Source organism: Corynebacterium sp. UMB4614, assembly GCF_030217065.1.
Lineage (GTDB): Bacteria > Actinomycetota > Actinomycetes > Mycobacteriales > Mycobacteriaceae > Corynebacterium.
In genome coordinates, this window is the sequence record NZ_JASONC010000135.1 from 1 (window position 1) to 228 (window position 228).

Genomic DNA, 228 nt, shown 5'->3' on the forward strand with positions numbered 1-228 from the left:
GTGATTGTCGCGTTCGGTATCCTCGGTGATCAACGGAAGTGTGAGGAGTCCGGCGAGGCTGCTGCGGCAGTCATTCATACCGACTTCACAGCACAGGCATCGATTCTCACTGAGATTGTCGCGCGCATGGAGTCCGACATCGCCTCCGGCACGCTGCCTGTGCGCGATAAGGTCGCGGGCCGCATCATGGCCTTTTCCTCTATCGCAGGTGCCCGCGTGCGCCGCGCC

General features: G+C 62.3%; 1 pseudogene. It reads left to right on the forward strand.

Features of this window, described 5'->3' with window-relative positions:
* A pseudogene (locus QP413_RS10220) lies at positions 1-228 on the forward strand (SDR family oxidoreductase); the annotation flags it as partial.